13 protein-coding genes are annotated in these 20903 nt (G+C 72.7%); 5 read left to right on the top strand and 8 right to left on the bottom strand.

What is annotated here, in order from left to right:
• The first annotated feature begins 6 nt into the window (after nucleotides 1-6).
• Nucleotides 7-2313: a beta-xylosidase/alpha-l-arabinosidase gene (locus tag FH969_RS08235; RefSeq protein ID WP_139986888.1), complete on the top strand. Its 2307-nt coding sequence runs from the start codon at nucleotides 7-9 to the stop codon at nucleotides 2311-2313.
• Here FH969_RS08235 and FH969_RS08230 read toward each other — a convergent pair.
• The 7 genes from FH969_RS08230 to FH969_RS08200 form a co-directional block, all read right to left on the bottom strand.
• Entirely contained in the window at nucleotides 2300-4429 is a 2130-nt protein-coding gene (locus FH969_RS08230) for a beta-galactosidase (RefSeq protein WP_139986886.1), read from the bottom strand. The genes FH969_RS08235 and FH969_RS08230 overlap by 14 nt on opposite strands.
• Complete coding sequence (locus FH969_RS08225) at nucleotides 4422-5123, bottom strand: DUF624 domain-containing protein (RefSeq protein ID WP_159096406.1); 702 nt, start codon at nucleotides 5121-5123, stop codon at nucleotides 4422-4424. Before FH969_RS08225 ends, FH969_RS08230 begins: the two co-directional genes overlap by 8 nt.
• 5 nt (nucleotides 5124-5128) lie before the next feature.
• Nucleotides 5129-6664 carry a GH39 family glycosyl hydrolase gene (locus tag FH969_RS08220; RefSeq protein WP_313554618.1) on the bottom strand — a complete coding sequence of 512 codons (1536 nt, stop codon included), beginning with the start codon at nucleotides 6662-6664 and terminating at the stop codon, nucleotides 5129-5131.
• 117 nt (nucleotides 6665-6781) lie between these two features.
• Nucleotides 6782-8470 (bottom strand): ABC transporter substrate-binding protein, encoded by a 1689-nt coding sequence (locus FH969_RS08215; protein WP_108718208.1) that lies wholly within the window; start codon nucleotides 8468-8470, stop codon nucleotides 6782-6784.
• A 66-nt stretch (nucleotides 8471-8536) separates the two neighbouring features.
• Complete coding sequence (locus tag FH969_RS08210; protein ID WP_425462455.1) at nucleotides 8537-9472, bottom strand: carbohydrate ABC transporter permease; 936 nt, start codon at nucleotides 9470-9472, stop codon at nucleotides 8537-8539.
• Nucleotides 9469-10449 (bottom strand): ABC transporter permease, encoded by a 981-nt coding sequence (locus FH969_RS08205; protein WP_108718210.1) that lies wholly within the window; start codon nucleotides 10447-10449, stop codon nucleotides 9469-9471. Before FH969_RS08205 ends, FH969_RS08210 begins: the two co-directional genes overlap by 4 nt.
• Entirely contained in the window at nucleotides 10446-12794 is a 2349-nt protein-coding gene (locus FH969_RS08200) for a beta-xylosidase/alpha-l-arabinosidase (RefSeq protein WP_139986882.1), read from the bottom strand. Before FH969_RS08200 ends, FH969_RS08205 begins: the two co-directional genes overlap by 4 nt.
• Nucleotides 12795-12971: 177 nt before the next feature.
• Here FH969_RS08200 and FH969_RS08195 point away from each other — a divergent pair, with 177 nt between their 5' ends.
• The 4 genes from FH969_RS08195 (at nucleotide 12972) to FH969_RS08180 (ending at nucleotide 20635) form a co-directional block, all read left to right on the top strand.
• On the top strand, nucleotides 12972-13985 hold the full coding sequence (locus FH969_RS08195) for a LacI family DNA-binding transcriptional regulator (protein WP_108718211.1): 1014 nt from the start codon (nucleotides 12972-12974) through the stop codon (nucleotides 13983-13985).
• Between the two features lie 11 nt (nucleotides 13986-13996).
• Nucleotides 13997-15433, top strand: coding sequence for a serine hydrolase domain-containing protein (locus FH969_RS08190; RefSeq protein ID WP_139986880.1), 1437 nt, complete (start codon nucleotides 13997-13999; stop codon nucleotides 15431-15433).
• Nucleotides 15434-15470: 37 nt separating this feature from the next.
• Nucleotides 15471-17567 (top strand): alpha-glucuronidase, encoded by a 2097-nt coding sequence (locus FH969_RS08185; protein ID WP_108718213.1) that lies wholly within the window; start codon nucleotides 15471-15473, stop codon nucleotides 17565-17567.
• A 260-nt stretch (nucleotides 17568-17827) separates the two neighbouring features.
• Nucleotides 17828-20635 carry an endo-1,4-beta-xylanase gene (locus FH969_RS08180; RefSeq protein ID WP_180359720.1) on the top strand — a complete coding sequence of 936 codons (2808 nt, stop codon included), beginning with the start codon at nucleotides 17828-17830 and terminating at the stop codon, nucleotides 20633-20635.
• A gap of 82 nt (nucleotides 20636-20717) precedes the next feature.
• On the opposite strand, the gene FH969_RS15235 is transcribed toward FH969_RS08180, so the two are convergent.
• Nucleotides 20718-20903: hypothetical protein (locus tag FH969_RS15235; protein WP_180359719.1), on the bottom strand; the 186-nt coding region annotated here is incomplete at its 5' end.

Genomic DNA, 20903 nt, shown 5'->3' with positions numbered 1-20903 from the left:
GACACGATGACCACCACGCAGACCACCACGCAGACGACGAACGAGCGCACCGCGCTCGACCTGCTCACCACGATGACGCTGGAGCAGAAGGTCGCCCAGCTCATCGGCTACTGGATCGACCGCGGCGAGGAGGTCGTCGCGCCCATGGCGGGCGAGATGGCCACGTCGAGCGCGTACGAGGACGTCACCCGGCACGGCGTCGGGCACCTCACACGGGTGTACGGCACGCGTCCGGTCGACCCGGTCGAGCGCGCGCGGTGGCTGTGGGCCGAGCAGCGTCGCCTGCGCGAGCGCTCGGGCCACGGCATCCCCGCCCTCGTGCACGAGGAGTGCCTCACGGGCCTGGCGGCCTGGCGCGCCGCGACCTTCCCGACCCCGCTGGCGTGGGGCGCGAGCTTCGACCCCGAGATCGTCGAGCGGATGGGCGCTCTCATCGGGGAGTCCATGCGCAGCCTCGGCGTGCACCAGGGGCTCGCGCCCGTGCTCGACGTGATCCGCGACCCGCGCTGGGGCCGCGTCGACGAGTGCATCGGCGAGGACCCCTACCTCGTCGGCACGGTCGGCACCGCCTACGTGCGCGGCCTGCAGTCCGCGGGCGTGCACGCGACCCTCAAGCACTTCGTCGGCTACTCCGCCTCGCGCGCCGGGCGCAACCACGCGCCCGTCTCGATCGGTCCGCGCGAGCTCGCCGACGTCTTCCTCCCGCCGTTCGAGATGGCCGTGCGCGACGGCGGCGCGCACTCGGTGATGAACTCCTACAGCGACCTCGACGGCGTGCCCGCGGCCGCGTCGCGCGCGCTGTTCACCGACCTCCTGCGCGAGCAGTGGGGGTTCGACGGCGTGGTCGTGTCCGACTACTTCGCCGTCGCCTTCCTGCAGCTCATGCACGGCGTGGCGACCTCGCCCGCCGAGGCCGCCGCCCTCGCGCTCACGGCCGGGATCGACGTCGAGCTCCCCACCGGCGACGCCTACCTCGCCCTCGTCGACGCGGTGCGCGAGGGCAGCCTTGAGGAGGCCGTGGTGGACCGCGCGGTGCTGCGCGTGCTCACCCAGAAGGCGGAGCTCGGCCTGTTGACCGAGACGTTCGAGGGCCACGGGCCCGACGTCGTCGACCTCGACCCGCCCGGCCACCGCGCCCTCGCGCGCACGCTCGCCGAGGAGTCGGTCGTCCTGCTGGCGAACGACGGCGTGCTGCCGCTGGGCAGCGCCGAGCGCGCACCGGCGCGCGTCGCCGTGGTCGGCCCGAACGCCGACCGCGCGGCTGCGCTCATGGGCTGCTACTCCTTCGTCAACCACGTGCTCGCCCACCACCCCGACGTCGAGCTCGGCCTCGCGCTGCCGACGCTCGCTGAGGCGCTGCGCGCCCAGCTGCCCGACAGCGAGGTGGTCACGGCGCTCGGCTGCGAGGTCGAGGGTGAGGACCGCTCGGGCTTCGCCGAGGCCGCCGAGGTCGTCGCGAGCGCCGACGTCGCCGTCGTCGTGCTCGGCGACCAGGCCGGGCTGTTCGGGCGCGGCACGGTCGGCGAGGGCAACGATGTGGAGTCCCTCGAGCTGCCCGGCCAGCAGCGCGCCCTCGTGGCGGAGCTGCGGCACACCGGCACACCGCTCGTCGTCGTGCTGCTCACCGGCCGGCCGTACGCGCTCGCGTGGGCGCTCGACGGCGAGGACCGGCCGAACGCCGTGCTGCAGTCCTTCTTCCCGGGCGAGGAGGGCGGCGCGGCGATCGCGCGGCTCCTGACCGGCGCGGCCTCACCGTCCGGGCGCCTGCCGGTGAGCCTGCCCCGCGCGGCGGGCGCGCAGCCCTACGGCTACCTGCACCCCGTGCTCGGCGGCCCGAGCGAGGTGACGAGCGTCGACCCGACGCCGGTGCGCCCGTTCGGCTTCGGGCTCACCTACACGACCTTCGCCCGGACCGACCTGACCACGCCCCCGACGTGCCCGACCGACGGGACGATCGCCGTCGAGGTCACCGTGACGAACACGGGCGCGCGCGAGGGCACCGACGTCGTGCAGCTGTACGCGCGCGACGTCGCCGCCAGCGTGGTGCGGCCGGTCGCACAGCTGCTCGCCTACCAGCGCGTGACGCTCGCGCCCGGCGCGTCGGCCCGGCTCGCGTTCGAGGTCCCGACGGCGCGGCTCGCCCTCACCGACCCGGCCTGGCGCCGGGCGGTCGAGCCGGGCACGGTCGAGGTCTGGGTCGGCGGGTCGTGCGCCGAGCGCGAGGCCGAGGGACGCGTCGAGCTGGTCGGCCCGCTCGCGCCGGTCGGGCCGGCGTCGGGGCGGATCGCGCGCTGCTCGGTCAGTCCCGCCTGAGCACCACGACGTCGGTCGGGGCGAACGTGACCTGCTCCCCCGCGGCGTACGTCCGGCCGGTGAGGAGGTCCTCCCCGCCCGCGTGCAGCGCGACCGTGACGGGCGCGCCCCCGTGGTGCAGCAGGAAGTCGACCACCGTGCCCGACGGCGCCACGCGCGTCGCGAGCTCGAGTCCCGTCACGTCGGCGTACGGCCCGAGCAGGTCGTGCCGCGCGAGCGCCGTGCGCACGACGTGCGCGAGGCCCTCCTGCGCGAGCTCCGTGCCCAGGTACCAGACCTCGCCCGTCGATCCATGGGCACCGTCGACGCGCCGCCTGGTCACCGCGGGCTCACCGGCGTAGAAGTCGGCGCCGTAGCGCGCCACGACCTCGGCGCCCTCGGGCACGAGCACCTCGAACAGGAGGCGCGCGTCGACCGTGCGGGGAGCCGCGCCGTCGGGCGCCGTGCCCTCGAAGATCACCGGGTTGACGACGTCGGGCTCGGCGGCGTCCGTCTCCGCGACCCGCACCCCGGCGAGCGCGCCCAGCGGTCCGGGCACGTCCGCGAGGAAGCGGCGGTCGTCCTCGTCGACGCGGCCCGACAGGTAGCCGGTCAGCACGGTCCCGCCGCGCGCGGCGACGGCCTCGAGCGCCTCGACGACGCCCTCCTTGACCAGGTGCAGCAGCGGCGCCGCGACGACGTCGTACCCGCTCAGGTCGGCCGTCACGGGCACGACGTCGACCTGCGCGCCGGCCTCCCAGAACGCCCGGCCCCACTCGAGGACCGTAGGCAGGTAGCGCACGAGCCGGTTCGGTCCGTCGGCCATCTCGACGGCCCACCACGAGTCCCAGTCCACGAGCAGGGCCGCGCGGGCGGGCGTGCGAGCGCCGAGCACGGTGGTGCCGAGCCGCTCGATCTCGGCGCCGAGGCCGGCGACCTCGCGGAACGCGCGCGTGTCCAGCCGGCCGGAGTGGTCCAGCACCGCGCCGTGCGTCATCTCGCAGGCGCCGCGCGAGGCGCGCATCTGGAAGAAGAGCACCGAGTCCGAGCCGTGCGCCACGGCCTGCCACGACCACAGCCGCATGACGCCGGGCCGGCGCACGGGGTTGACGTCGCGCGAGGCGGTCACGGTCGGGGTCTGCTCCATGAGCCAGAACGGCGCGCCGTCCTTGATCCCGCGCATGAGGTCGTGCGAGAGGGCCGTGCGCCAGGGCTCGTCGGCCCGGGGCGGGTAGTTGTCCCAGGAGGCGAAGTCCAGCTCGCTCGCCCAGCGGTGGTAGTCCAGCGGCTGGAAGAAGCCCATGAAGTTCGTCGTCACGGGCAGGTCGGAGTGCGCGCGGATGGCGTCCTTCTCGGCGCGGAACGCGGCGATCGCGTTGTCCGTGCTGAACCGGTAGTAGTCCAGGGCGATGCCCTGGAAGGCGGTGTAGCCGCGGCCGCGCCAGTGCTCCGTGAGGGCGCTGGGGGGCACGATCTCGTCCCAGTCGGTGAACCGGTGGGACCAGAACGTCGTGTTCCACGCCTCGTTGAGGTCCTCGAGCGTGCCGTAGCGTGCCTGCAGCCAGAGTCGGAACTCCGCGGCGCACAGATCGCACCAGCACGCGCCACCGTCGCCGCCGTACTCGTTGCCGATGTGCCAGGCGACGACGTTGGGGTGGTTCGCGTAGCGCTCGGCGATCCGGCCGGCGATGCAGGCCGACAGGCGGCGGAAGTTCGGCGAGCTCCAGCACGCGTTGTGCCGCTGGCCGTAGCGGTGGCGCCGGCCCTCGAAGTCGACCCGGGTCACGTCGGGGTAGGCCCGCGCGATCCACGGCGACAGCGCGCCGGTCCCGGTCGCGAGGCAGATGGAACGGCCCTCGGCCGCGGCGCGCGCGACCATCTCGTCCAGCGCGGTGAAGTCGAACGTGTCCTCGGCCGGCTGGGTGAGCGACCACGTGAAGACCCCGAGCGTCACGGTGGTGATCCGCGCGACGTCGAACGCCTCGTAGTCGGCGTCCCAGGTCGCCTTGTCCCACTGCTCGGGGTTGTAGTCGCCCCCGAACGCCACGCCCGGGACCTCGGGCAGCCGGGCCGGGGTCGGCGCCGGAGCAGGGGTGCGCAGGCGGGGCACGGAAACGGCGGAGGGCGCCTCAGTCATGGACGGTGAACCTCTCGGTGACGTCCCGGACGAGCGGCCGGGACAGGGCGTGCAGGAACAGGACGACGGTCCAGAGCAGGAGGAGGGCGACGACGTCGGTGGTCACGACCGTGATCGCGGACAGCACCACGATGAGGCTGAGAGCGCCGAGGCTGAACCGCCACTGCGGCACGAGCTCGGCCACCGCGATCCGCGCCGCGTCGCGCAGCCGGAAGGAGAAGCGCACCTGCAGCACCGCCATGTGCGCGGCCCACACCGGCAGGAGCAGCAGCAGGAGCGCGCTCACCGGCCCGAGCAGCGCACCGCCCTCGATCTCCTGGAGGTGGGCGAGGTTCACGCCGAGCACCGCGACGACGACCAGCAGCGGCACCCACCACGTCAGCGTCCCGAGCGCCTCGCGGCGGTAGGTGCGCCAGAACGGCCGGGCCGGGGAGAGATCGGGTTCGACCTCCCACCCCCGCGCGGCGCCGAGGCCCGCGACGAGCGCGGGTCCGGCCGGCAGCAGCGCGAGCACGTACAGCGGCACGTTCGAGGAGTCGCGGTCCAGGAGCAGGATCGCCGCGATCGTCGGCAGGAGCGCGACGACGAGCATCACCTCGAGCACGATCACGCGGTAGATCCATGCGGCACCGCGGGACAGGGGTCCGCGGCCCACCTCGTCGTCGTTCCGCCCGGCACCGTCGCGCTGCGTCATGACAGTCATCCTGTCGGGTCCGCGTGGCCGAGGAGGCGGTCCTCGGTCAGCCAGGCCGGATTCTCGTCCCGGCTGCCCGTCACCTCGACGAGTGCGATGCCGTGCCGGCCGAGGTCGGCGCTGACGTGCCAGACGCCGTCGACGGCGTGCACGCGGCTCACCCGGACGGCCGGCGCCGAGGCGTCGTGCAGGTCGGCGGTGGCGCGGTGGTCCGGCGCGAGCGGGCTGCCCATGGCCTGCCAGGCCGTGCGGACGTTGCCGCGCTCGGCGTCGACGTGCCGCTCGACGACGACCGCCGAGCCGGCGCCCGGGAGAGCGAGCCGCACGCGGTGGCCGCGCTCCGCCGTCGTGCTCCCGTCCAGGGGCTGCCACAGCAGCGCGCTGATCCGGCCGTCGGCGTGCCGGGTGACGAGGTGGTCCTCGCCGCTGGCGAGGACGTCGGACCCCAGGCGCGCCATGAAGGAGTAGAGGTGGAACGCCGGCTTGCGCAGCTGGCGGTGGCCGAGCAGGCCGAAGCCGCCGTGCAGCGGCGCCGTCGGGATGCCGACCTCCTCGAACACGTCGCACAAAGTCCAGTAGGAGAACGAGGCGACGTGCTCGCCGCCGCGCGCGAGGACCGGGGCCAGGTAGGCCGCCTGGTAGGCGGTGTCGTGGATCGGGTTGTCCGGCCGGTAGGAGGAGGAGAACTCCGTGATGTGCACGGGCAGGTCCGCCAGCGCGGTGCCGGCGAGCAGGTCGCGCGGCGTGGCGAACTGCTCGAGCAGGTGCTGCGGCGGGCGCAGCGTCTGGTGCACGCCGAACGGGACGTGCTGCGCGGGGCCGGTGGTGTAGGCGTGCTTGCTCACGAAGTCGCAGGGCGCGCCGTCGCGCGCGACGAAGTCGGCGAACCGCGGCAGCCAGTCGTCCGACCCGGGCGAGATCGCGGGCCCGCCGACCTGGATGTCGGCGTCGACGTCCTTCACGGCGCGGGCGGTCGCGGCGTAGAGCCGGTGGTAGGCGGCCTCGTCGGCGCCCTGCCAGAAGGTCTCCAGGTTGGGCTCGTTCCACACCTCGACCGGCCACGTGCGCACCCGCTCGATGCCGTAGCGGTCCACGAGGTGGCGCAGCAGCGCGCGCACGAGCGCGGCCCACGCGTCGTGGTCGCGCGGCGGGGTGACGTTGCCCTTCCACCAGAACACGGTCTGGTCGCCCGAGGCGAGCGCCGCGGGCATGAAGCCGAGCTCGAGGAACGGGTCGAGGCCGGCCTCGAGCCACGTGTCGATCACGAGGTCCACGTAGGCGAAGCCGTACCGCACGCCGGCGAACCCGGCGGCGTCGTAGGGCTGCACGAGCCCCATGTCGTCGTGCAGGATCCCGTGCGCGCGGGTGGCGCCGAACCCGATCTCGTCCTGGACCACCTCGAGGGAGTCGCGGTAGTCGGCGTGCAGCACCTCGCGGGTGCGGCCCGTGCCGACGCACGCGCGCCACGCGTCGGGCAGCGTGCCGATCGGCCGGGCGGGGACGAGCACCGGGGCGTCGGTCTCGCGGGCGGTGGCGATCACGGGTGGGCCCTCCTGGGTTCGGATGGTGCGGGGTGGTGCGGGGTCACGCGGGTGGTGCTGAGAGTGCCGGGCGCGCCACCGGCCGGCCGCCCGAGGGCGACCGGCCGGTGGAGGTGCTCAGCCCTGCGTCCGCTGGTAGGCGGTGTTGTAGGTGTCGATGAGCGTCTGCGCGCCGAGACCGTTGATCTCGTTGACGTAGGCGTCCCAGTCGTCCAGCGAGCGCTGGCCGGTGATGAAGCCGGCGGTCGCCGCCTGCACGGCGTCCTTGATCTGGGAGTCCAGCAGCGAGGTCTGCTCGAGCTCCATCTCGTTGAGGCCCGCGGCCGGGGTCACCGGGAGGGTCTCCTTCTTGTCCAGGACGTTGTTCGTCCACTCCTTGATCTCGTCCGACATCACGGACTGGAGCAGGTCCTTGGACGAGCCGTTGGCGAGGAGGAACACGCCGTTGGAGAAGCCGTAGTCGGCGTTGAGCTTCTTCGGCGCGCCCGGGTTGAGGGCGTTCCAGCCGATGTCGGCGTTCAGCGTGCGAGCGCCCGAGGCGTCCTTGGTGTAGGTCTCACCGTCGACACCCCACTGGGCGAACTCGATGCCCTCGTCGGAGTAGTACAGCCAGTCGATGAACTGCAGCATCGCCTTGAAGTTCGGGCTGTCGGCGGCCGAGCTCGAGAGCATGAGGCCGGAGGAGAGCTGGCTGCCGGCGAGGTTGTTGCCCGCGGGGCCGTCCGGGATCACGATGAGGCGCAGCGGCACGTCGGCCTGGCCGGCGTCGGCGAACTTCGTCCGGTAGGACGTGATCTCCTGCGTGTTGCCGGAGATCGCGGCGCTCTGGCCGGAGATGAACTTCTGGATCGCCTGGTCGTCGCTCTGCGTGATCTCGGGGTCGAGCACGCCGTCGGACACGAGGCTCGCCGCGTAGGTGACGAGCTCCTTGTAGGCGTCGGACGTGCCGTTGAGCACGAACTCGCCCGAGTCCTGGTCGAACCACGTGTTGGTGTAGCCCCAGCCGGCGCTCGCGCCGAAGTTGGGCGCGACCACGTTGAGGAAGGCGCCGAGGGTCGTGGTGTCGGTCCAGCGGTCCGACATCGCGTAGGTGATCTCGGGGTTCGCGGCCTTGACCTTCTCCAGGTCCGCGAGGTAGTCGTCCCACGTGGCCGGGTCCTCGGTGATGCCGGCCTTCTCCCACATGTCCTCACGGATCACCACGGAGTACTGCACGTCCGGGATCTCCCGCAGGCCGGGCAGCTGGTAGATCTTGCCGTCCTCCTGCTTGTGGGTGTCGAGCTCGGCCTGCAGGCCCCAGTCGGCGACCTTCTCGGAGAAGTTCGGCATGTACTGGAAGTAGTCCGAGATCGGCAGCAGCGCGCCGCCGGAGACGAACTGCGTCTCCTGACCCGGGTAGGTCACCGAGATGATGTCCGGCGAGTCGCCCGCGGAGATGAGCAGGGCCTTCTTCTGGTCCCAGTCCGCCAGCGGGATGTCGGTGCGGGTGAACGTGACGTTCTGGTTCGCCTCGAGCTGGGTGAAGATCAGCCAGTCGTCCTTGACGGGGTAGTTCGGGTGGTCGCGGTACATGAGGCTGAAGTCGACCGGCTCGGTGGCCTTGAACGTCGTGCCCGCCTCGAAGTCCTCCATCGCGCCGACCGAGTGCTCGGCGTCGATGGTGGCGCCCTCGGCGACCTCGCCGGTGCCGTCGCCGCCGCCGGTGGCGTCGTTGCCGCCTCCGCCGCCGCCGGAGCACGCCGTGAGGACGACGGCGAGTGCGGCGACCGCCGCCACGCCGGCCGACCGCCTGCGAATGTGAGCCATGTATCTCTCCTTCTGTGAACGTCGTCGTTCGACGCTGGGTGGTGGGGAATACCGAGTGCGGGCAGGTCAGCCCTTGACCGAGCCGAGCATCACGCCCGACACGAAGTACCGCTGGATGAAGGGGTAGAAACAGATGATCGGCAGGACGGTGAGCAGCATCGTCACCGACTGGATGTTGGCGCCGATCTGCACGGCGTCCGTCCCGGCGCCGCCCGTGACCTCCTGCGAGCCGGTCGCGGCCGCGATGAGGCTGCGCAGGTAGACCGTGACCGGAAAGAGCTCCTTCTTGTCCAGGTAGAGGAATGCGCTGAACCAGGAGTTCCACATGCTCACCGCGTAGAAGAGCGTCATCGTCGCGAGGACGGCCTTCGACAGCGGCAGCACGATCCGGCCGAACACGCCGTACGTGGACAGCCCGTCGATCGAGGCCGCCTCCTCGAGCTCCACGGGGAAGTTCTCGAAGAAGGACTTCATGACGAGCAGGTTGAACACCGACAGCGCGCCCGGGATCACGATCGCCCAGATCGAGTTGCGCCAGCCGAGGTAGGAGGCCACGAGGATGTAGTTCGGGATGAGGCCGCCGCCGAAGAACATCGTGAAGACCGCGATCCCGACGAAGAACCCGCGGGCCTTGAGCTGCGGCCGGCTGAGGGCGTACGCGTACGTCGTCGTCAGCACCATCGCGATGATCGTGCCGAGCACCGTGTAGATGATGGTGTTCTTGTAGTTCGTCCAGAACATCGGGTCGCTCATCACGGCCGTGAAGGTCGTGGTGTTGAACCCGCGCGGGATGAGGTTGACCTGGCCGGCCGCGATGTAGCCCTCCGAGGAGAACGCCTTCGCGACGAGGTTGACGAACGGGTAGAGCGTCACCACGCAGACCAGGCCGAGCAGCGACACGTTGACCACGCGGAAGATCCGGTAGCCCGTGCCATCGCGGACCGTCCCGCCCTCGGTGCGGACCGCCGCGATGTCCGGCGTTGCTGTCAGGGGATCGGTCACCACAGCGAGGCTCCAACCGCGCGCCGCGAGAAGAAGTTCGCGGAGAGGACGAGCACGAGCCCGATGATCGCCTCGAAGAGGCCGATCGCCGTCCCGTAGGAGAACTGGGCGGACTGGATGCCGACCCGGTAGAGGTAGGTCGAGATGACGTCCGCCGTGGAGTAGATGAGCGGGTTCTGCAGGAGCAGGACCTTCTCGAACCCGACGGCCATGAAGGAGCCGATGTTGAGGATGAGGAGCACCATCATGGTCGGGCGGATGCCCGGCAGCGTGATGTGCCAGGTCTGCTTCCACCGGTTCGCGCCGTCGATCCGGGCGGCCTCGTAGAGCTGGTCGTCGATCGTGGTGAGCGCCGCGAGGTAGAGGATCGTGCCCCACCCGACGGTCTGCCAGACCTCGGAGGAGACGTAGATCGTGCGGAACCACTCGGGCAGCTGCATGAACGGGATGGGGTCGACGCCGAACGCGCCGATCACCTGGTTCACCGTGCCGTTGACGGCCGTCAGCTGGAACACGATGCCGACCACGATGACCACGGACATGAAGTGCGGCAGGTAGGAGATCGTCTGCACGATCTTCTTGAACCGCCGCGAGCGCAGCTCGTTGAGCATCAGTGCCAGCACGATCGGCAGCGGGAAGCAGATCGCCAGCGTCAGCGCCCCGAGGATGACCGTGTTCCAGAACACCGACCAGAACTGCGGGTTGTGGATGAACATCTCGAAGTAGTAGAAGCCCACCCACTCCTCGCCGAAGATCGAACCGCCCGGCTTGAACCGGCGGAACGCGATCACGTTCCCGGCCATCGGCAGGTAGCGGAAGAACAGCAGGAACACGATCGGCAGGATCAGGAACGTGTACAGGCGCCAGTCGCGCTTGAGGGCACGCGCCCAGGTGTGCTTGCGCTCGATGTGCCGGGGTCGCTCGGCGTCGACGTCGGCGTCGGCCTTCGGACCCGCGGTGGTCGGAGTCACGCTCATCCCACACTCACCTCCTCAGCACGCGCCTCGACGGCGAGGTGCGTGGCGGTCACGAGCCGGCGGTCCACGCCCGGCTGACGGATCTCGCCCACGAGCGTGAGCGGGACGACGGCGTGCACGTCGGCGCTGGAGCGCGCCACGCGCAGCTCGACGGCGCCGGGTTCGACCACCCGGGTCCCGTCGACGCCGGGGAACGATGCGAGGTCGGCGTGCACGGTGAACGTGACGACCGCTCGCGTGCCGGGCTCGACAGCCACGCGCCGGTAGGCGACGAGCCGGGAGTCGGGCCGGGTGACCTGCGCGACGGGGTCGTGCAGGTAGAGCTGGACGACGTCGCGTACGACCTCGTCGGTCTCGTTGGTGAGCGTCACGCTCACCTCGACCTCGCCGTCGACCGCCCACTCGGTGGCCTCGCAGGCGACCTCGCCCCACGCGGCCTCGTGGTAGGAGCGGCCGTGCCCGAAGGGGAACAGCGGCGTGGGGTCGATGTTCGACACCCCGTTGGCACGACCCAGCGGCGGCGCGAGGTAGGTGCCGGGCTGCGAGCCCGGGTCGCGCGGGATGCCGACGGGCAGGTGCCCCGACGGGTCGACCGCGCCGGTGAGCACCTCGGCGATCGCCTGGCCGCCGAGCTGGCCGGGGAAGAACGTCTGCACGAGCGCGGCCGCGGGGTGAGCACCCTGCGTGAACGCGCCGAGCGCGTACGGCCGGCCCGAGAGGACGAGCACGACGACGGGCGTCCCGGTCGCGAGGACCGCCTCCACGAGCGCGTGCTGCTCGCCCGGCAGGCGCAGGTCGGGCGCGTCGCAGCCCTCCCCCGACGTGCCGCGGCCGAACAGTCCGGCCTGGTCGCCGACCACGACGAGCGCGACGTCGGCCGCCTCGGCCGCGGCGACGGCCTCGGCGAAGCCGTCCCGTCCGGGCGCCTTGACGTCGCAGCCCTTCGCGAGCGTGACCTGGCCGGGGTGCGCGGCGCGCAGCGCCTCGACGACGGTCGGGATCTCGATCCCCATCCCGGCCTCGGGGTGGTGCACGCCCACGTGGGCGGGGAAGGAGTAGCAGCCGAGCATCGCGTAGGGGTCGTCCGCGAGCGGGCCGACGACGGCGAGCCGCGCCTGGTCCGCGAGCGGCAGGACACCGCCCTCGTTCGCGAGGAGCACGACCGCCTCGCGGGCGATCCGCAGGGCGACGTCGCGGTGCGCGGGCGTGTCGAAGTCGGGCTCGGCGTCGACCTCGGGCGTCCAGTCCGGGTCGAGAAGGCCGAGCTCGGCCTTCTGGATCAGCACGCGCCGCAGGGCGCGGTCCACGAGCTCCTCCGGCACCTGCCCGGCCCGGACGGCCGCGACGAGCGGCTCGCCGTAGGCGAAGACGGACGGGAGCTCGACGTCGATCCCGGCGGAGAGCGCCTTGCCGGCGGCCTCGCCGTCGGTCGCGGCGACCCGCTGCAGCGTCTTGAGGAAGGCGATGGCGAAGTAGTCGGCGACGACGACGCCCTCGAAGCCCCACTCCTCGCGCAGCAGCTCGGTGAACAGGCGCCGGTCCGCGGCTGCGGGCACGCCGTCGACCTCGGCGTAGGAGTTCATCACCGAGCGCGCGCCGCCCTCGCGCAGCGCCGTCTCGAACGGAGGGTAGAAGACGTCGGCCATCTCGCGCGGTCCCGCGGAGACCGGCGCGTGGTTGCGCGCGCCGCGGGAGGCCGAGTAGCCGGCGAAGTGCTTGAGCGTGGCGACCAGGCCCGTGCTCTCCAGGCCGCGCACGTACGCCGAACCGACCGTGCCGATGAGGTAGGGGTCCTCCCCGATGGTCTCCTCGACGCGGCCCCACCGGTAGTCCCGCACGACGTCGAGCACCGGCGCGAGGCCCTGGTGCACGCCGACGGAGCGCATCGCCACGCCGATCTGCTCGGACATCTCGGCGACGAGCTCCGGGTCGAACGTGGCACCCCACGACAGCGGCACCGGGTAGGCGGTCGCGCCCCAGGCGGCGAAGCCCGCGAGGCACTCCTCGTGCACCTGAGCGGGGATGCCGAAGCGGTTGGCCGCCATCACGGCGCGCTGGGAGCGGGCGAGCGAGCGAGCCCCGAGCACGGGGTCGACCGGCGCGGTGCCGAACGGCCGGGTGAGCTGCCCGAGGCCGTCGACGATGACGTCGGCGAAGGTCGGGCCGTGCTGCGTCATGTCGCCCTGGTAGGGCGCGACGTCGCCGCCGGAGGCGTCGGCGCCGACCCACAGGCCCACGAGCTGGCTCGTCTTCTCCTCGAGCGTCATCGCAGCGACGAGCGCGTCGGCCCGTTCCTGCGGCGTGCGGCGCACGTCGCGCCACACCTCGCCAGCTCCCTCGACCATGACTCTCCACTTCACCGTGGTGTCGAAACTTTCGCACTCGACATCGATATGCTTTCGACGGGAGCCGTAAGCCAGGCTGCGCGACGGTGTCAACATCGTGACGTCGGTCACCGGTAACGGGTTGATGACGGCCCGTTCGACGTGGTTGACTTCCGACACTTTCGGAAAGGGGGGCCCATGGCCCAGGGGCGCGCCACGATCGCGGAGATCGCGCAGGAGGTCGGGGTCTCGGTCCCGACCGTCTCCAAGGTCCTCAACGGGCGCACCGACGTCGCCGAGGCCACCCGCGCGAAGGTCGAGGAGGCGCTCGCGCGGCACGCCTACCGCAAGCCGGTGTCGGGGCGGCCCGCCGGTCCGCGGCTGCTCGACCTCGTCTTCCACCAGGCCGACAACATGTGGGCGCAGGAGATCGTCAAGGGTGTCGAGCTCGTCTGCGGCCCGGCGCGGATCGGCGTGGTGCTGTCCGAGCTCGGCGGCTCGCACCGCCCGCCGCAGGAGTGGATCGACGACGTCATGGCGCGCCGACCGCTCGGCGTGCTCCTCGTCCTGTCCGGGCTCGACGAGACGCAGAGGCACCAGCTGAGCTCGCGCTCGATCCCCTTCGCCGTGGTCGACACCGAGGGCGAGCAGCCCGCGGGCGTGCCCACGGTGGGCTCGAACAACTGGAACGGCGGCCTCGCCGCGACGCGGCACCTCCTCGCGCTCGGGCACCGTCGGATCGGCGTGATCTCCGGTCCGGCCGACGTGCTGTGCAGCCGCGCCCGCGTCGACGGCTACCGCAGCGCGCACGACGAGATGGGCGTCGCGCGCGACCCCGGCCTCGTGCGCTGGGGCGAGTTCATCGCCGAGAGCGGGTACGCGCACGGCCGCGACCTCCTGGACCGCCCCGACCGGCCCACCGCGATCTTCGCGGGCTCGGACTACCAGGCCATGGGCGTCATGCGCGCCGCGCGCGAGCTCGGCCTGCGCGTCCCGGACGACCTCTCGATCGTGGGCTACGACGACCTGCCGGTGACCGAGTGGCTCAACCCGGCGCTCACCACCGTGAACCAGCCGCTGCGCGAGATGGCGGGGCTCGCCACCCGGATGGTGCTCACCCTCGCGGAGGGCCGCCGGCCCCCCTCGCCGCGGGTCGAGCTGCTCACCGAGCTCGTCGTGCGGTCCTCGACCGCGCCGCCGCCCGCGATCTGAAGGAAGCGACGATGCCAGACCTGCCCACCGCCACACCCGAGTCCCACGGACTGCCGAGCGCGGCGCTGCTCACCCTGCTCGACACGCTCGGGACGGGCCTCGACCCGCACGCGATCGTCGTGGCGCGGCACGGCCGGGTGCTCTTCGAGGCCGCGTGGCGCCCCTACGGCCTCGACGACCCGGCGCTCGTCTACTCGGTGTCGAAGACGTTCACGTCGATCGCGATCGGCCTGCTCGCCCACGAGGGGCGGCTCACGCTCGAGGACGGCGTCGACCGCCACCTCGACCTGCCCAACCCCCACGGCCTCACGCTCACGCACCTGGTCACGATGAGCACCGGGCACAGCCGCGAGCAGACGCTCGCGCTGCCGTTCGACGTCGCGGCCCTGCTGACCACGCCGCCCGCGCACGCGCCCGGCACGCACTTCGCGTACAACTCCCCCGCCACGTACGCGCTGTCCGCCGTCGTCACCGCGATCACGGGCGAGACGCTCACGCAGTACCTGCGCCCGCGCCTGCTCGATCCCCTGGGAATCGGCGAGCGCTGGTGGAAGGACCTCGGCGGCCTCGAGGAGGGCTTCTCCGGCTTCCACGTCACGGTGCGCGACATCGCGCGCCTGTCGATCGCCCTCGCGGCCGGCGGTGTCGTCGACGGCGCCCCGGTGATCCCCGCCGACTACGTGGCGGCCATGTCCCGGCCGTGGTCGGACACCCGCGACCCCGACGCCCCCCGGGTGGCGAACGGAGAGCCGGACACCCCCGACCACGACTGGGCGCAGGGCTACGGCTTCCAGGTCTGGCGGAGCAGGCGCGGGTACCGGCTCGACGGCGCCCTCGGCCAGTTCGGCGTCGTCGTGCCCGAGCGCGGCATCGTCATCGCCTACCAGGGCGCCACGGCCGACGCCGGCCGCACCCTGCAGGCGTTCTGGGACCTGGTCGACGCGTTCTCCGACGAGGAGGTGGGCGCCGTCGACGAGACGGCGGTCGAGGACGCGCACGCGCAGCTCGCGCGCCGCGTCGACGCCCTCGACGTCTGGGACGCCCGCGCGAGCCTCGGTCCGGAGCTCGCCGTCGACCACGACACCACCGGGTGGCGCATGACGGACGACGGCGAGCGCGGCTGGGTCCTGCACCTCCCGGAGGTCGCGGCGCACCCGGGCGGGGCGGTGCGCGTGTCCCGCTCGCACTGGGCGCGCACCGTGCTGACGCGCTCGACGCCGACTCTGCGTCCCGACGACGCCGCACCCAGCCCGGGCCACCTCGTGCTCGCGGCCCGCGGCGAGGAGACGTCCGACGGCGGAGTGCGCGCCCACGTCCTCGTCACCACCTCCCCGCACCGGATCGAGGTGGTGCGTGCGAGTGACGGCACGGTCACCGCGCGCTGGCACATCCCACCGCTGTGGCGGCCCGAGCTGGCGATGCTCGAGGTGCCCGGCCCGCTCACCTGACCACCCCACCCGCCAGCACCCGAACTCCCCCGGAGCCATGACCACCCACACCGCGAACACCGCTGTCCACCCCGCCTGGCTGCCCGACGCGGCGCTCGCCCCCCTGCGCACGCGCACCGTCGCCGTGCTCGGGGAGGGGGTGTGCCTTGACACCGTGCGGGCCGAGCTCGCCGACGCCCGGCCGGCGGCGCCCGCGGAGGCGACGCTCGCCGTCGCGCGTCTCGACGCCTCGGACGCCGCCGCGGGCACCTCGGACCTCGCGGCGGCCCTGGGCCTCGATCCCGGCGCGCTGCCGACCCTCCCGGCGAGCGGGTTCGCGATCGTCCGCACGGCGGGACGCGCCGTCGTGCTCGGGGCCGACGACGCCGCGGCGCTGCGCGGCCTGTACGCCCTGGCGCGCGAGCACGCGGTCGCCGCGCTGCGCAGCGAGCCGCACCCCGACGGCGTGACGACGTCCGCGCCCGCGATGCCGCTGCGCATGCTCGACCACTGGGACAACATGACGGTCCACCCGGTGATGGGGCAGGTCGAGCGCGGCTACTCGGGCGGCTCGATCTTCTTCGCCGACGGCGAGGTCCGCACCGACCTCTCGCGTGTGCGCGCCTACGCCCGGCTGCTCGCCGCGACCGGGATCGACGCCGTCGCGCTCAACAACGTCAACGTGCACGCGCGCGAGGCGCGGCTGCTCACCGACGGGCTGCCCGACGTCGCCCGCGTCGCCGCGCAGCTGCGCGCGTACGGCATCCGCACGTTCCTGTCGGTCTCGTTCGGCTCGCCGCGGCTGCTCGGCGGCCTCGACACGAACGACCCGCTCGACCCGGGCGTCGCCGCGTGGTGGGCCGAGGCGGCGAACGCGGTGTACGACGTCGTGCCCGACTTCGGCGGGTTCCTCGTCAAGGCGGACTCGGAGGGCCAGCCCGGCCCGTTCGCGTACGGGCGCAGCCACGCCGACGGCGCCAACGTCCTCGCGGCCGCGCTCGCGCCGCACGGCGGGACCGTGCTGTGGCGCGCGTTCGTCTACAACCACACCCAGGACTGGCGCGACCGCAGCACCGACCGGGCGCGCGCCGCGTACGACCATTTCGCACCGCTCGACGGCGCCTTCGCCGACAACGTGATCGTGCAGGTCAAGCACGGCCCGATGGACTTCCAGGTGCGCGAGCCGCTCTCGCCGGTGATCGCCGCGATGCCGCGCACGCGCGTCGCGCTCGAGCTCCAGGTCACCCAGGAGTACACCGGCCACCAGCGGCACGTCTGCTACCTCGCGCCGGCCTGGCGGGAGTACCTCACGTTCCCGCTCGACGGCGAGCGCACGGTGGCCGAGATCGTCGCCGGAACGCCCGGCGGGGGTGCCGGCCAGGCCCGGCCGTCCCACCCGGCCGGCGGGATCGCGGCGGTGTCGAACGTCGGCGACGACGAGTTCTGGACCGGCCACCCGCTCGCCCAGGCGAACCTTTACGCGTTCGGCCGGCTCGCGTGGGACCCGACCCTCGAGCCGGACGCCGTGCTCGAGGAGTGGATCGCGCTCACGTTCGCCGGCGCCGGACCGGCCGCCCTCCCGCGGATCCGGGCGGCGCTGCACGCCGTGATGGCCGGCTCGTGGCTGCGGTACGAGGGCTACACCGCGCCGCTCGGCGTCGGCTTCATGGTGACGCCGGGCACGCACTACGGGCCCTCGGTCGACGGCTACGAGTACTCCCCGTGGGGCACGTACCACTTCGCCGACCGCGACGGCGTGGGCGTGGACCGCACGCGCGCGACCGGCACCGGCTACACCGGCCAGTACCCCGCGCCGTGGCGGGACGTCTACGAGTCGCGTCGGACGTGCCCCGACGAGCTGCTGCTGTTCTTCCACCACGTGCCGTACGACCACGTGCTGCACTCGGGCAAGACGGTCATCCAGCACGTCTACGACTCGCGCGCCGACGCGGTGGCCGAGCTCGACGACGTGGACGCGCAGTGGGAGTCGCTCGCCGACCTCGTCGGCACCGCGATCCCGACCGCGCTCGACACGCGGGTCCGCGAGCGCCTGGCCGAGCAGCGACGCAGCGCCGTCGAGTGGCGCGACCAGGTGCGCAGCTACTTCTTCCGCAAGTCCGGCGTGCCGGACGCGACGGGGCGCCGGATCTACTGACGCGTTCGTGGGCCTACTTTCGGACACTGTTCTCGAAACAGTTCCGAAAGTATTGCCCTGACGCGTCTCGGGCTCGTACGGTCGCCTCACCGCCGTCATCCCCACGACGGCGGGCCGCGGACTCGCACAGGCGCGAGCCGCGGACTCCTGACGAGAGGGAGACATCCGTGCACCCCAGCGCAACGCGGCGCAGGCTAGTCGAAAGTTTCGGAGCGGTCCTCGCGCTCGGGGCGAGCCTCGCCCTGGTCGCCCCCGCCGCCATGGCCGACGACGTCGAGGTCATCAGCGCCGTCGACTTCGACGACGGGACGACCGGAGCGTGGCAGCCCTCGGGCACCCAGTCCTTCGACTACGTCCCGGACGACGACGGCGGACTGGCGCTCGCCGTCGTCGACCGCTCCGCCGACTACGTCGGCATCCAGTCCCCCGCCGGGCTCTTCGACGGCTACGCGGCCGGCGACGTCCTCACGTTCTCGATGCAGGTGCGCCTCGCGCCGGGCACCCCGGCGAGCCAGGCCCGCTTCGTCATGAAGCCCGAGTACACGTGGATCGGCAACACCGCCGTCACCGCCGACGCGTGGACCACGGTCACCGGCACCTACACCGTGCCGGACGGCGCGACCGGTCGGCAGGCCTACCTCGGCACCGGCAACGGGACCGCGACCTACACGTACTACGTTGACGACCTCACGGTGACCGCCCCGGTCTCCGGCACGCCCGGCGAGAACGCCTCCACCCTGGACCCGCTGAGTGACACCGTGGACTTCCCGCTCGGCGTCGCGATCGACCAGCGCGAGACCGTCGGCGCGGCGGCCGACGTGCTCACACGCCACTTCGACCAGATCACGGCCGAGAACCACATGAAGCCCGACGCCTGGTACGCCGCCGACCACACGTTCACCCCGAGCGCCCAGGCGACGACGCTGATGAACTTCGCGGCCGCGAACGACCTGCGCGTGTACGGGCACGTGCTCGTCTGGCACAGCCAGACGCCGGACTGGTTCTTCCAGCGCGACGACGGCACGCCGCTGACCTCCAGCGAGGCGGACAAGGAGATCCTGCGCGAGCGCATGCGCACCCACATCTTCTCGATCGCCGAGTACCTCTCGGGCACCTGGGGCTCGTTCGGCAGCGACACCAACCCGCTCGTGGCGTGGGACGTGGTCAACGAGGTCGTCGACGACGGCAGCGCCACGGCCGACGGGCTGCGCCGCAGCCCGTGGTACCAGGTGCTCGGCGCCGAGTACATCGACCTCGCCTTCACCTACGCCGACGAGGCGTTCAACGACGTGTACGCCGACCCGTCGACGGACCGCCCGGTGTCGCTGTTCATCAACGACTACAACACCGAGAGCGGCGGCAAGCAGGACCGCTACTTCGCGCTCGTGAGCTCGCTCATCGAGCGCGGGATCCCGGTCGACGGCGTGGGTCACCAGATGCACCTCAACCTCGGCGTGCCGATCAGCCAGCTCGACGCCACGCTGGACCGGTTCGCGGCGCTGCCCGTGGTCCAGGCCGTCACCGAGCTCGACGTGCCCACGGGCACGCCCGTGACCCAGCCCGGTCTCATCGAGCAGGGCTACTACTACCGGGACGCCTTCCGGGTGTTCCGCGAGCACTCCGCCGACCTGTACTCGGTCACGGTGTGGGGGCTCACGGACGGGCGCTCCTGGCGCGACGACTCCGGTGCGCCGCTGCTGTTCGACGACGCGCTGCAGGCCAAGTACGCCTTCTGGGGCGCGGCCGACGGCGAGCTGCCGGCCACGCCCGAGTCCGCCGACTCCTTCCAGGCCGACGTCGCGCTCGACGCCGACGTGGCGGGCGACCTCGCGTGGCGCCAGCTCCCCACGATCGCGGTCGGGGACACGGCCCGGTTCCAGACCCGCTGGACGGCCGACCACCTCACCGTCTACGTGGACGTCGACGACGCCAGCGTCGATGCCGGCGACGCCGTCGCCCTCTCGGTGGGCGACGCCGAGCTGGTCGTGCCGCGCAGCGGCGGCGACGGGTCCGTCCCCGCGGTGGTCACGCCGCGCGACGGCGGGTACACCGTCGTGCTCCAGGCGCCGCTCACGGGCGCGGTCGCGGGCGACGTGGTCGACCTCGACGTGCGCGTGACCGATGGCGGCGACGTCGTCGGGTGGAACCGCGAGGGCACGCTCGGTGCTCTCACGCTCGTGGACCCGCTCGGCTACCTCGAGGTGGCCGAGACCGCACAGGAGCCGGTGATCGACGCCGTCGTGGACCCGCAGTGGGCGCAGGCTGACGTGGTGCCGACCGACCTGCAGATCGAGGGCACCGGCGGCGCGAGTGCGCAGGTCCGGACGCTGTGGCGGGAGGACACGCTGTACGTGCTCATGGACGTCACCGACCCGGTGATCGACTCCACCGGCTCGAACCCGTGGACGCGGGACTCGGTGGAGATCTACGTCGACGCAGGCAACTCCAAGGCGGGCGCGTACACCGCCCTCGACAGCCAGATCCGGATCGGCGCCGACGGCGCGGTCACGTTCGGGACCGGCGACGCCGCGGCGCAGGCCGCGCGACTGACCTCGGCGGTCGCGACGACCGGGACCGGGTACGTGGTCGAGGCGGCGATCTCGCTCGCGGGCACGGGTGGTGCGGGCACGTTCCACGGCCTGGACTTCCAGGTCAACGACGCGAGCGGCGGCGAGCGCACCGGAATCCGGAACTGGGCGAACCCGACCGGGCTCGGCTACCAGTTCACGTCGCAGTGGGGCGTGGGCCAGCTCGTCGAGGCCCCGCCGGTGGTGGTCCCGGACCCGTCGCTCACGCTGTCGGCCGACCGGGTGCGGATCGCCGGCTCGGTGCGCGTCGACCTCGCGGACTTCACGCCGGGTCAGCGCGTCACCGTCCGCACGACGTGGGCGCCGGCGCCGTGGCTGACGCTCGTCACCGCGCGCACGACGGTCGTGGTGGGCGCGGAGGGCACGGCCAGCACGACCGTGCGCGGGCTGCCGCTGCTCCTGCTCGGCCCCTACGAGATCAGCGCCGTCGTCGACGGCGCGAAGGTCGCCTCGGCGCCGCTCGTGGTCTCGCTGCGGTAGCCAGGCAGTGCCGACGGGCGGGGTGGGAGCGCGCGCTCCCACCCCGCCCGTTCACCGTGACCGATCGCCCGCGTTCGGGCCCTCAGCGCTCGTAGCGGACCCCGCGGAAGGTCACCGCTGGACCCGTCGCGGGCCCCTCGGCCACGAGCGCGAGCACCGCACCCGCGAACGACTGCGCGGTCTCGCCGCTCAGCGCGCGGTGCGGGACGCGCGCGAGCACGCGTCGCAGGGCCGCCGCGGGAGCATTCGGGGCGCCGCCCTCGTCCGA

Source organism: Miniimonas arenae (assembly GCF_006351005.1).
GTDB classification, from domain to species: Bacteria; Actinomycetota; Actinomycetes; order Actinomycetales; family Beutenbergiaceae; genus Miniimonas; species Miniimonas arenae.
This window is presented reverse-complemented; position numbering and strand designations above follow the sequence as displayed.

Excerpts from the sequence above, each read along its gene's own strand:
- FH969_RS08225 (WP_159096406.1), bottom strand. The coding sequence starts at position 5,123 with ATGACGCAGCGCGACGGTGCCGGGCGGAACGACGACGAGGTGGGCCGC.
- FH969_RS08235 (WP_139986888.1), top strand. The coding sequence starts at position 7 with ATGACCACCACGCAGACCACCACGCAGACGACGAACGAGCGCACCGCG.
- FH969_RS08205 (WP_108718210.1), bottom strand. The coding sequence starts at position 10,449 with ATGAGCGTGACTCCGACCACCGCGGGTCCGAAGGCCGACGCCGACGTC.
- FH969_RS08180 (WP_180359720.1), top strand. The coding sequence starts at position 17,828 with ATGGCCGACGACGTCGAGGTCATCAGCGCCGTCGACTTCGACGACGGG.
- FH969_RS08185 (WP_108718213.1), top strand. The coding sequence starts at position 15,471 with ATGACCACCCACACCGCGAACACCGCTGTCCACCCCGCCTGGCTGCCC.
- FH969_RS08215 (WP_108718208.1), bottom strand. The coding sequence starts at position 8,470 with ATGGCTCACATTCGCAGGCGGTCGGCCGGCGTGGCGGCGGTCGCCGCA.
- FH969_RS08230 (WP_139986886.1), bottom strand. The coding sequence starts at position 4,429 with ATGACTGAGGCGCCCTCCGCCGTTTCCGTGCCCCGCCTGCGCACCCCT.
- FH969_RS08195 (WP_108718211.1), top strand. The coding sequence starts at position 12,972 with ATGGCCCAGGGGCGCGCCACGATCGCGGAGATCGCGCAGGAGGTCGGG.
- FH969_RS08190 (WP_139986880.1), top strand. The coding sequence starts at position 13,997 with ATGCCAGACCTGCCCACCGCCACACCCGAGTCCCACGGACTGCCGAGC.
- FH969_RS08200 (WP_139986882.1), bottom strand. The coding sequence starts at position 12,794 with ATGGTCGAGGGAGCTGGCGAGGTGTGGCGCGACGTGCGCCGCACGCCG.